The organism is Candidatus Hartigia pinicola, from assembly GCA_020541205.1.
Taxonomy (GTDB): domain Bacteria; phylum Pseudomonadota; class Gammaproteobacteria; order Enterobacterales; family Enterobacteriaceae; genus Hartigia; species Hartigia pinicola.
Map to the genome: position 1 here is coordinate 1,125,898 of CP048208.1, position 14,568 is coordinate 1,140,465.

The following is a 14,568-nucleotide window of genomic DNA, read 5'->3' on the forward strand; positions in this document are numbered from 1 at the left end:
TTTAGGTAATGAAATAGATAACTGTGAATTAATAAACCTACGCATTAGTTAATATAAAGTCTTGTCATTATTTACAATAAACAATAAATAAAAAACAAAATACATAAAAACGATAAAAAACTTCACTAAAGGTAAAGAAAATATACATTTTCAAATCATACTTACTGTTGATACAAATATAAAATGTATATGCTATTTTCTATTTCTTTAATACTGTTAGGTTATATTGCAGTTATTATAATGATATCTAGCTCAAATTAATCTTAAATGCATGAGAAATATTTCTAATCAAAAACGCACTAAAATGTAAATAATAAAAACTATATCAATAAAATGATAATATCATTATCATGAAGGGTGAAAAAATTATTTCATTGTATGTAATCAATTAAATTATTATAGTGATTGAGATTCATAACATTATTAGTATTGATTAACCAAGTTTAGACTAATTTTTGATAGTATTTTAAATAAATTATAACATAAACTCTTTCATTCACTAATTAAAATAGTAAAACTAAGTAAGTATATAACATTTTAGAAAAAACAGATATTGATTATGAATAATAATAAATCTCTATTATCATAAATATATAATTCAATTAATCACATTTTAGCAAAAATTTATCACATTTTATAACAGAATGATCATCATAAAAATTGCGTAATAATTCTGTTTTTATTTTTTTTATGATACATCAAAACTTTAAACTAATTAAATTTATCTGTTGACTTCACTACTGATAACTTATTCTTATGCCTATCTTAATATTGGAGAAAATCCATGTCAGTTGTGACACTTGCATTAGTTTTTTTATTAGCTGTCATTGTGAGTGTTTTCTTTTCGCAACTACTTAAAGATATTATTCCTTTACCTATTGTTCAGATAACGCTTGGTGCAAGTTTATCCATTTTTGGCTTTAATGTTGAATTTGAGCCGGACTTATTCTTATTCTTATTTATCCCCCCTTTATTATTTTTAGATGGTTGGCGTATTCCAAAAGAGGCTTTATTCCAAGAGAGTAAGCCAATCATATCATTAGCAATTGGATTAGTAGTTGTTACTGTAATCACTATGGGTTTTTTAATTCATTGGTTAATTCCAGCGATTTCTTTAGCAGTAGCATTTGCTCTAGCTGCAATTTTATCACCAACAGACCCAGTTTCAATTTCTGCAATGACTGTTAATGCACCATTACCTTCACGTATGGCTCATATCCTTGAAGGAGAATCACTATTAAATGATGCGACGGGCCTGGTATGTTTTAGCTTTGCCGTTACCGCCGCATTAACAGGTACCTTTTCTTTAATATTAGTAACGGAGCAGTTTTTTTTTGTTGTGTTTGGCGGAATCTTAATTGGTTTACTAGTAGCTGGGTTAATTGGCTGGTTAAATCAATGTCTCGTTAAGCGCACTGGTGAAGAGCCCTCCATTCAGATCATGATTAGTTTATTAATACCATTTAGTGCATATTTAATTTCTGCACGTCTTCATGTTTCAGGCATTTTGTCTGCGGTAGTAGCTGGTATTGCAATGCATTATGAAAGAATTGCAGGACGCATGCAAGCGGCGACTCGCATGCAAAGTAAAGCGGTGTGGAATACTGTTCAAACTGCACTTAACGGAATGATTTTTATTTTGCTAGGCGAGCAACTTCCTGCAATGTGGAGGAATATGCCGCAGGTTGCGGACGCTGCGAAAGTAAATCATCCATGGATGCTATTTATTTATGTTGTTATTATAACAGTATCCTTAGCGATTTTACGTTTTAGTTGGGTATGGGTATCAATGACATTAACTGTATTTCATAAACGACGTCGTGGAAAAGCAGCTAATGTATTACATGTCAGAATGATGGTAATAATGGCAACAGCAGGTGTACGTGGTGCAATTACTTTGGCAGGTATTTTAACCCTACCGCTTTTAATGCCAGATAATACATTATTTCCAAATCGTGATTTAGCTATTTTTTTGGCGATGGGCGTCATTTTGTGTTCTTTATTGATTGCAAGTATAGCATTACCAATCTTGACAAAAGGATTAGTGCAAGACTTGCCATATGACAATGATGAAATTCGTGCTCGTTTAGCACTCAATGAAGCAGCAATGACTTCTTTGCGTGAACTAATGAATCATCCATCTGAAGATATAGATTTTATTGCGATGCGCACAGAAGTAGGTTCACAGCTATTAGAAATCTATGGAAGACGTTTAGATAACACAGATGAAATCGAATCTGATATATATGATTTGCATAAAGTGATTGATATGGAACGTGATATGTCTCATTTAGCTTTACAAGCAAAACGTGATGCTTTATACCAAATGTATAAGAATAAAAATATTAATGAACGCGTCTATTATCGACTACGAGATGAATTAGATCTCAAAGAAGAGACACTGAATCATCATAAAAATACTAAGTATTAAGAAAAGCAAGACTATTATACTATATACTAAATTGTGTATACGGCTTAATATATTTTAGATGTAATCCAACAAGCACATCAGTATATAAATTAATAAAGTTTAAAATTACAAGTTAATTGTTACAGATAGATAATTAAAAATATTAACAAATTTAGACTGATTCTTCTTGATTATTCAAAAATTTTAAAAATATGTAATGAGTCAATAAAATAATTTTATTTAAATATATTAGTTAGAGTCTACATGAGTTCATCTCAACTTACTTAAGTGATATATCCTTAACAAGGAGTTCTTAAAAATCATAAAAATAGATATTAAATTTATATTTTAGTTGTTGAATTTATTATAAAAATAATACAATATTATCTAGTTTTAAAAATATTGAAAACTTATTCAGTAAGTTTTCAATATTATATGTTGTATTATTGAAAACGAATAATCGTTTTAAAAATTTTCTTTATTTCAGTTTTTTGAATATTATAGACAACTCAATTGAGTATGTATTAAGTTAAAAAAATTTTAATTCTGTGTCTCAATGATTTACTAAATATAATTATAAGTAACAAAAATCTAACCATAAAATACCTTGCAGAAAAAGAAACTATTTCATTCGACATATAAGAATATCCAATAAAAACATAAATTTTAAGAGAATATTTTACTCAATCCTTATAAATTAGGTTGATACTAGTTATTTTTTATATTCACAATCATATAATTGTTTGCATTCTAATACTAACAAAAAAACCTAAAACCTGACATTGCTCCTATGAACACTTTTATATTTTAGAACATAAATCACCTATCTTAATAGGATGAAATTATTAAATTACAATTACCTGATAGAGTGTCTGTTTAATTATATATAACTTTCGTCTAAAAAGTAAAAAATTGATTTAATCAGCTCTGATATTAATAGTGTAATTTCGATATTCCATCTTGTTTCAGTGATAGCTAGATCCTTAAAATTATTAATATATTTGCTAATTATTTCAAATTTAATTCTAGTAGTACGTTCAATAAAGCCTTATTATTTTTTTCTACTAGGTTATTAATAGATTTTAACTTGATAAGAGTTAATTCAATAAAAATGTTAAGAATTTTACAATTCACTAAAATTGTTCTTTTATATTATTTAATCTCAATTATATGAATATAATGAGAATTTCATCTCTAGTATAAATATGCTCATTATGCTTTTAAAAAACTATACCACTTAAAAAATAATACTAATGCATACTTTTAAAGTTGCAAGATTTTTATATTATCATATGATATTATTATGTTAATGAAATATAACAACATATTGTCTTAAAATTTTAAACCGATACTATTAAAATTTCATTAAAATAGTATTTGAAATTTAAAATAAATGGGTGATTAATTTAAAAATTACTATTAAATTTTCGTTGAATGATATAATTTCAGAAAATATAAATGCTTTCTGAAAAAAATAAAAACCATAATATGTATTTAACGAAATTAAAAAATTCAATAATTTTTATATAAAATGCAATGTACATAAATTAACGGCTGAAAATTTATTCTTCTTCGATTACAATAAAGTCTAAAGACATATTTTAATACAAATAACTGTAACTAGATCAATTATTATTTATATTGATATAGTATAAATAAACTATAAAAGATTTAAGTTATTTCTTAAAAAAACTAGCATGCTATATTATTTTTTTTACAAAATACACCCGTCATTACTAAAACATATAAAGCTTTATAGATAAATCCTTATCATGCTTAAATAATCAAGCATCATCTAACATGACTTTAGTAAATGGTAATAATATTCCACACAATCGAAGTATATTTACTTAATTAGCGCGTACAACCATAGACTAAGGAAGAATTATCATAAGAACAATAAAGTATTATCAAACTCCGTAAGTAATGATCTATGTAGATAAGACCTAAAATATTATTACTAAATATAAAGCATTCAACTACAAAATAAGTGTTAAAAACTATTAAGAACATTTCACACGGAATGATTTTTATGTATTCTATTAGGATGTACAAACATTATAACAATAATATAAATCTAAAAAATCTTTTAAAAACTCAATTATGTTTTATAAAAACTAAAAATTGTATTTTCATTAAAAATCAATATATTATAAGTTTTCTATTTTTCAACATATTCTAAAATGCAGCGGAAAGCATAATACGAAACTCATAGTGTATTCTCAATGACACTACCCGTATATCACTATTTGAAATTTAAAAAAAATAATCTTCAAAAAACTAAGCCTTCTGAAATGCGATTCTAAAAAATAATTACTAATAGCTATATCAGCATTAATCAAAACACCAATAGAATTTTTAAATAATTGGTATAAGAAAGTGAAAATATTAATCTATTTTTTTAAACATCTATAATACAATAAAATACTTTTGTCATAATATGAAATATTCGATTAGAAATTTAAGTTTACTATATAACAACTAATTCTAGGAAAATCCATAAAATAGATAAAAAGCTTCATTGCTGATTTTTCCTTCATAAAAAATCACTTGTACAATTAAATGAGTTGTTAACGGATGACAACTGTACAAATGATATATTTATGTATGATGTGTATCATATAGTATATGTAATAAATACGATAATAACATACAAGGAAATTAATACGTTCAATGTGATCCTTAAAAAACGAATTGTCAAATTTAAATAAGATTGTCTAAATATCACCGAATAAAGAAAAATCATATAAGCTATTTGCATATCTTCTATTAGTTTGTCAATCTAGCATTGATTGCCTTTCTGTTTCTTAAAATATACTGAATATGTTTTTAGAGAGATTAATGTTATGCTTATACTATCATTATTCTAATTGAAGATCTTTTTTTATTACAAAACAATAACTAAAATTTTATAATATGAATAATTTATGATGAATTTAGAATCTATTATTAAACTTACCACTGAGGATATGTCAGCAGTAAACCAAGTGATTCTCAGTCAATTGAATTCAGACACTGCACTAATTAACCAACTTGGTTGTTATATTATTAATGGTGGCGGAAAAAGAATTCGTCCAATGATCGCTGTTCTTGCTAGTCGATCCCTTAGCTATTCTGACCAAAAAAGTATCCAGGTCGCTGCATTAATTGAATTTATCCATACTGCGACTTTGTTACATGATGATGTAGTAGATAAGTCTGAGATGCGACGTGGAAAACAAACTGCTAATAGAGTTTTTGGTAACGCTGCTAGCGTACTTGTAGGTGACTTTATTTATACCAGATCCTTTCAGATGATGACGGATCTTAACTCCATACGTATACTTAAATTAATGTCTGAAGCAACAAATGTTATCGCTGAAGGTGAAGTATTACAGCTAATGAACTGCAATAATCCTAATATTACTGAAGCACACTATATGCAAGTAATCTACTGTAAAACAGCTCGTTTATTTGAGGCGGCCGTACATGCTTCTGCTATTTTAGCCGCTGCAACATCTGAACAAGAAAAAGCGTTTAAAGATTATGGTCGTTATTTAGGTACTGCATTCCAGCTAATTGATGATTTATTAGATTATCAGGCAGATAAAACTCAATTTGGTAAAAATATAGGCGATGACTTTGATGAAGGAAAACTAACTTTACCTCTTTTTCATGCGATGAACCATGGAACAGAAGAAGAATCAGCCTTAATTCGCCAAGCAATAAAAAAAGGTAATAGTCGCCATTTATTCACCAGGGTTCTTGCGACAATGAAACGTTGTGGCTCACTCGAATATACTTATCTCCGTGCACAAGAAGAATCACAAAAAGCAATTGATTCTTTGGATATGATAGATGATTCTGTATACAAAGACGCTTTAGTTAGCCTGGCGCATATTGCTATTTCACGTCACTCTTAATACATAGATCTATAGGTATAGGAAAAAAATGTATTTTTTATTTTTTTAATTAAAAATGTATAAAATAAAAACATAATCTGTATAGTTAAAATATGTTTAATAATTTTATTATACTCGTGATTTGATTATTTTAGTGCGTAGTCAGAGTTGTAGTCCAGAGTAAAACACAACTTCTCTTGACATTTAATGAAAAATTACAGAATCAAAAAGTATTGACAAGATTTAATCACTTAAATTAAATGATTTCACTTAACCAATTCCATCATAACAACACTTCCACAATTTTTCTTTAGCTATCAAGGCAAATTCTTTTAAACACAGTTAATAAATATTTTAACCTTTGATTTTTAAGCACTAACTATATTATATTTATCTCTTTCAATATATATAATTATAAATCTTGTTTTAAATATATCTATTTATTATTAAGTAAATAAACAAAGATAATATAATTCAGCTTATTCTTATTAATCATATTAGAACTTACTGTACTGTTCTGTTAAAACTTAATTATTTTATGCATCTTTTGAAAATATACAAAAGTCACATGAATCAAGAAATATTAAAAAAACTATTATTGTTGAGAAGCTTATACATACTTTATAAAATATCAGAAATGTATCAAGCATTATATATACTGTTGTATATAAACAAAATTGATTCTTAATGAAAGGTATCTGCCTATAAATTTAACTAGTCAAGGTATGTTCTATAATTATTTTACAATTTAAAAATTATTAAAAATAAAGTTAAAACTACTAAAGACGAAATAAAATACAACTAACGAATTTGTATTCATATTACTTATAACGTTAGTTATACTATTTAGATCATAAATAAAAATAACATTAAAAACCAAATACATAGTTAAAATATTTCTGGTATTCACCTGTAAATTATAATAAATATGTAAAGCTGACACTGATACAAGGTAGTAACAAAGATGGGCGTCAAGGATTTAGAGAGTAAATTCATAGCTTTAGTATACACAGAGCGATCAAGATATGTAAAAAATGTTTTAAATCATGATGTTATAAAGGTAAAATATATTTAGAAAATGCATATAATATATGCTGTACAAAATCATTTTAATAATGAAACTCAATTTTTTAATTTTACTTTTCAGAAATTAAATTCTCGCATGAAAATTAAATTTTAAAGCTAATACCTTTAATATAATAGAACAATGAAAAATATTTAAATATCAGATTTCAATTTATTAAATTTATATATTTTATTTAGTTCTAGCTATTATACAACACACATACCGAATAACTCTTAGTAAAATCACTAGAAAACTGTACATTATTATTTAAATAACTTAAATTCTGTTTATTTTTTAATCTGTTACACTCATTTGTAATAGTAAAAATATGTAGTATGTTAAATGGTAATTCATGTCTTTTATATAAACACAATCTGTATTTATTTTGACTTTAAGAGTTAGTACACCTAATTCTATCGTTTAAATATTATTATCAATCATATGTAATTAATGATATTTCTTTTGAATATTTAGACTTTTCTTTACAATTCATTGTGCATGACTATGATACAATCAATCTATATAATATATTAACATTTTTAACTATTAGTATATAAAAATCTTTTTTATTATCCGCATTTGCTGCCAACAATAGAAACTTATACAGACATTATTATTATTTTTACATGAATTTAGTGTACATTTTTTTAGAAGTCTTTAACTGTACTTATGTTGCGTGCTTTAAAGTAATTATAAATAGTTCCAGTTTTTATAGGTTTTGTTAATTTTTTTACAAAACTATTTTACGTGATTGATTTTCGTGACCATCACTCAATTATATTTAGCTATTATTATTTTAATAGACTGTTTTCAATTAATAACACGACGTATATTACAGTCAGTAATGATTTCCTATCTAAAAACATCTATCGAGAACGCACTAGATATCCTGTAAATACTATATTCATCGATGTTTTATATTTCAAAAATTTCTATATAAATTAACTATTGTAGAAATAGTAAAAACTGTATTGTCATATTTTCAGATAGAACACTTTATCCGCATAACATATCATGAAAAATATTATTATACATAAGTTTAAGTTACTTTCTTTCAAAAGATAGTAATAAAAAAATTATATGTAGTGATAATATTTTTTATAAAAAATTATAAAAATATTTAAGAAGATTATTATTAGTTAAATCCGAAAACTTCATGTATTTAGTAAGATAATTAAGTATGTAAGAATAAGTAATACTTTGTGAACTATTAGTATTTTCTTAATATACTATATATACAAAAAATTTTCGTTCCACTTTATAACAAAGTATAGAATATTTCTATTCTAAGATATGCAGTAAAATTCATTATCTTTATTTTTAAAAATAGTTGATAACTTCTATAACAAAGTTCATATTATTTGATTAAGTTATTTTTAGAATGTTATCCGGATAATATGTTAACTCAAAAAAGTTATGGAATTTATTCTGTTAGTGAGCTCAATAAAGTAGTTCAAAAACTTTTAGATCATCAGATAGGGGACATTTGGCTGACTGCTGAAATATCAAATTTTTGTCAACCTAGTTCTGGTCATTGGTATTTTACGTTAAAAGATGATCAATCTAAAATTCGTGCTGCCATGTTTCGTAGTCAAAACACTCGAGTTAATTTTCACCCACAAAATGGCCAACAAGTTATAGTGAACGGTAGAATTATGTTGTATAATCCTCGTGGTGATTATCAAATTATTATTGGACACATGGAATCTATTGGGGAAGGATTACTAAAACTACGTTTTGAGTCATTAAAACAAACTTTAAATGAACAGGGTTTATTTGATTCTCTACATAAACAGTCATTACCTTCACAACTTCAGCGTATTGGTTTGATTACTTCTACTACTGGTGCGGCATTATATGATATTCTGCATATTTTACGTCGACGTGATCCATCGCTTACTATTGTTATTTATCCAACTGCTGTTCAAGGTGAACTTGCACCTAAACAAATTGTGCGCGCTATTAAATTAGCTAACATTCGTAATGAATGTGATGTACTTATTATTAGTCGAGGGGGAGGATCACTTGAAGATCTTTGGGCTTTTAATGAAGAAATCGTTGCTCGAGCTATATTTGCAAGCTGTTTACTTATTGTTAGTGCTATAGGTCATGAGACTGATGTTACGATTTCTGATTTTGTTGCAGATATACGCGCACCAACACCTTCTGCTGCTGCTGAGTTAGTAAGTCGAAATCAATTTGAATTAATACGTCAACTGCATAGCTTTCAACAACATCTTGAGATGACGATAGATTATTACCTTATTATCCAGAAACAAATGTTTAGCCATTCACAACATCGATTACAGAAACAACATCCACAACTTTATTTACTAAGGCAACAACATCAATTAAACATACTGAATCAAAAACTCAATCAAGCTATAAAAAAACATCTACAAGATGCTAAAATATATTACAAAAAACTACAACGTTATCTATTGCATCAAGACTTACGACCTCAATTACAAAAGCACAATCAAAAATTACAACACACTCAATATCATTTTAAAAATATAATATCTGGTTGGCTGAATAACTATCGAGAACGTCTTTCTGTTAGTTCTTCAAAAATAGAAGCAGTGAATCCATTAGCTACTCTTGCGCGGGGATTTACTGTTAGTGTAATAGCTGATGGCACGGTTTTAAAAAAAATATCTCAAGTAAAATTAGGTCAAAAATTAAAAACACGCCTTAAGGACGGTTGGATTGAAAGTGAAATAACTGACATAATCCACATGAAAATTAAATAAACACTTAATTTATCGAGAAAATAAAACCTAGAAAATATTAATTTTAATATATATTAAAAACTTACTAAAACAAAAATCTCAACATAAATCGTACGTAAACATATATAAATATTCTTTTTAAAACTATTTTCGCTAAATTTTTTTATAATCATCATTAATTGCAAGAAGTGCAGCACTACTATATAATGATTAATTTATCATATTAATAATTATTAGCATTAAAATAAGATTGTGATTAATTTTATAATACAAATATAATACTCTTATTATTAATTATTATTAATTTTAGAAATTATATAGTTTATATCTTTTAATATACACATAAAACGATAATCTAATATAAAATCATCTAAGAAATTATAAATAACTTGATATTACTATACTACATTCATGTGAATTTCTAATAATAAATTACTATATTTTAGCACTTACTTAACATCATTCTAATGCTGCACTTAAAAATCATAAACGCTCACAAACAGAGCTGAAACGAATAGATCTTTATATAACCTAATACGATATTTAACAAAATCAGACTCGTTAATACAATACACTAAAATTTAGTACTCAGACTAAAAGTATTAACTCTCTCATTATAACTTAGATAAATATATCTATTGATCATATACATAAAATTAATAAATATGTTTATTGTCTTAACTATTTATCTTAAAATATTCATTATGACCTCACTTCACTCTATCACAATCATACTCAATAGCATGAGATAAACTTTTGTCTAATTAAAAAAATTTCAGATATTAAGCAAAAGGTTCTTATTTTTACTATAAAAACTATTATGACAAACAAAGAATATTTTAATAAGTTTTTACGAGATAAAGACTATTCAAATTAGAGATTTCATATAATTTTAGTTAATTATATACAATACAATTGTGAGTTATAATATAATTATTTATTTATATTATATAAATACACACACTACTAAGTGTAGCTATGTTGACAATAGCTCATAAATATTTTATATAGTATATATAAAATATTTATATTTATAATTATTATGTGCTAATATAACGTTTCACATACGCAAGTTATGTGATATCAAATTTTAACATTATGAAAATATGTTTTGTCCGTATACTATTTATTATTAATATTGTTCCCAATAAAAAAATAATTTAGTTTATTAAAATATTTTAAATTAATATGAGCATTATCATTTTTTTGATCCAAAGAAGATAAATTTAAAAAATCATAATCTTTATTTAAAAAAAATCTAAATAGATTTTTGATGGTTTTTCTAATAAATGATGGAAATTATTAATTATTTTAAAATTTTTTCAGGAAGATTAGTTATTTTCTTGCTTCACGTTGCTATTTAAATAAATTAACGCGTAATATTAATAATGAATATATTCTAGATTTAACAAATCAACTATACACAAAGATATTTGTTATTCCTTATTAAATTTTCACTTTATAATATACATAAAAATAAGCGCTTTGATTATATAAAAATAAGATATCACACTGAATTAATAAAAAAATACATCTCGATTCCTTAGAAAAAAGAGGTTGTAAAAGTATGCAAGAAAGCTTATTATTGTACATAATACTCTAATATGTTTGATGGATACACTATTTAATTTTTATAACATAAAACTCAAGATACTTTTAACTTTATAGTCTTAACTATTACTACATTAAATAACTAAAACTGAAAACATCTTGTGTACTATATACACAAGATAGAGTTTTTAGTGACTTCATTTACCATCAGTAACCAAAAAAAAGAAAACAATCAGTATTATTTTAATGATTATTACACACTATAATTTAAATTATATGTTAAGCAGATTAAATAATTCACCTATCTGATCCTAAAACATAACTAAAATGTTTCATTAATGATGAATTCTTTATAATGTCTAAATTACACAATAATATTTTATGCAACTAAGAGTAATATTCTTATTCTAAAACCATTAAGTAGTAAAATTTATCATTCGTAATTATTTCAATAATTATCTCCAAAATAGCAGAAGCAATATAAGCAAGTACTTCAATCCACTTGATTACTCAATTCTCTTTTAAAATACAATATTATTTTATGTGAAGACATTATCTTATGTAATAAAAGACGATAATATTTAGTAGATATCTTTGAATAAAAACACTTTATAGAGTTAATAATGATGATTTTCTTTTAAGATTACATCTTATTCAGGAATGTTAAAGATTCCAGATAGACGTTAAAAATATAGATTTTTAAAGAACGGCTTATTCTCTTTCAAAAAGCGACACCACATGTTTATCAATGAAGATATAATATTAAATAATTTTCTACAGCTTTTCACTTAGTTGCCTGAAAATTTTTCTTCTTAAGAACTAAAATGCTGCTTAAACATGTTCTTATATTAACATTAAATTTAGTCATTTATTTTTCAGATATACTCAAAATAAAGTAATTGAGTAAAATTATAATTTATTTTTTAATTCTATTGTGTATAAAAGGACTTTTTAAAAAATTTTTTAGTTTTATTACAGAAAATAATTTTAATAACTTAAAATATTAAAATTATGCATTTATATCTCACTATGAAGTATAAACACACTACTCAACTTTTAAAATAGTAACAATATAATACTTAATACTAAGTTACGCTTTAAATTTAACGATCTTTATACACATTTAATGATATACCACAATAAAGAGACTCGCTCACGTTTCTGACGAAACGCACTAAAATCAGTTAAAAATTTTCTATAATATACATGCGATTTCAAATTGAACTTTCACTATTACTATAAAGTTCTTTTATAAAAAAGTTAATGATTGTAACTACCATTTTTAAATTAATTTACAGTATCAATGATTATTTACTAACCATTAACAATAATAACTTTTAACGAATATAATTCTTTAACTATAAATTGAGAAAAATAGATATTTTCATCTATAAGAAAATGCTTATTATATATGCTAATCTTTACAAATTAATATAATCTTATGAGTAAAGAATATATAACAATTACTTTTTATATTATCTCTGGAACTAATAACGTAGTGAACATAGACTATATTTTAACAATTTTACCCTTAAAGTATAGCCTTATATCTTTTTAAGAAAGACTAAATTCGATGATTGACCATTGAAATTTTAAGTGTTAACATAAAAGTATAGAGGACGCTTTTAACAGAAATTTAAGATAGTAGATTTAATGTAATAAACTTGACTATATAAAATCTAAGTATAATATCCTGGCATGATACTAATAGCTTCCGTGATTTAACATAGATAACAATTGATTACTAGTAGTAGAAATTTTTAATAAAATATAATGTTAAAAACAAAAACTGTTATATTAAAAACTTATTTGTTAGTCTGTGTTTTAAAATACGCATTTAATGTAAATGTTTGATTAAACAAGATCTAATCATATATTCTAAGTAAAAGAAATATTGAATTACTAATCGATCTAGATTAATACATAAGTTTATTGAATAATTATACGAAATTGATTTATAAATCTATTAGTTAGATGAATAACATTACGGTGTAAAATCTATACTGAATGACATAATATCGCACAAAATAACTTTTAAAAATATTTACAATCTTTTAAAATATCATGACTGTATATACCCCATTTTTAATCAATAAAATTACAGTGGAACATTAGTGAAAGATATTACAAAAATTGAATCATGATTTGTTTATTACTAAACAACGCACACATAAATCTATAAATCAATATCTATAAGATATTTTACACTTTTATAATATCGCCTAAAAATTTATTGCGCTACTTATAAAGTACTAATTTTCTTAATAGAAATACTGTCTATTATTATCTAGCATACTAAAAATATCATCTCTTTAAAAATGCTGCAAGTGCTAGATTAGATATAAAAATATAGTTTCATAAATTCGCGTCAGCAGTAAGAAGAATATAAATAATTTTCGTTATAATTAATGCATATAGAATTCAGAACATGAATACAATGCACGCATAAAACTATGATACAGATAAAAAGTATTAGATATAATATGATTTATCGTAGTAGGAACTGAAAATATGTCTTATAACATGCAGTAATGATAAAATATGCTAAAAAAAAAGAATAGATGCTTTAACATCATACGTCTAAAAATCAATTATTTTATATATAAAAATATACTAACAAATAGCAATTATATAATACAAGATTTTAAAAGAGTGTATATTGTTTATTGGAAAAAAATTATTAAAATTAAAATTATACAATCAAATCTATACTATTAAAAGAATAACTGAGTATCAGTGTGTTTGATATTTTAAAAAAAATACTCAATAGTCTCTTTTGAAGAAATGAAACATTGTACATTTATCACTATTTCATTTAATCTATCATGACATTATTTCAAAAAGTTTATTGAGTGAGTGACGCTATTTATTTAATGTATTATAATTCATTATCAAAACAGAGTGATGAATATTATTGTAACAAATTGA

At 24.7% G+C, this 14,568-nt stretch carries 3 protein-coding genes; all 3 read left to right on the forward strand.

Annotated features, from left to right (window positions below):
• The first annotated feature begins 784 nt into the window (after positions 1–784).
• The 3 genes from GFV14_RS02130 to xseA all read left to right on the forward strand — a co-directional run bounded on the left by GFV14_RS02130 (position 785) and on the right by xseA (position 10,110).
• A complete protein-coding gene (locus tag GFV14_RS02130) occupies positions 785–2,431 on the forward strand; it encodes a Na+/H+ antiporter (protein WP_457914038.1) in 1,647 nt (548 codons plus the stop codon).
• 2,909 nt (positions 2,432–5,340) lie between these two features.
• Positions 5,341–6,312, forward strand: a complete 972-nt coding sequence (gene ispB, locus GFV14_RS02135) for an octaprenyl diphosphate synthase (RefSeq protein ID WP_457914677.1) — start codon at positions 5,341–5,343, stop codon at positions 6,310–6,312.
• Between the two features lie 2,442 nt (positions 6,313–8,754).
• Positions 8,755–10,110 (forward strand): exodeoxyribonuclease VII large subunit, encoded by a 1,356-nt coding sequence (gene xseA, locus GFV14_RS02140; RefSeq protein ID WP_457914039.1) that lies wholly within the window; start codon positions 8,755–8,757, stop codon positions 10,108–10,110.
• The last annotated feature ends 4,458 nt before the right edge of the window (positions 10,111–14,568 follow it).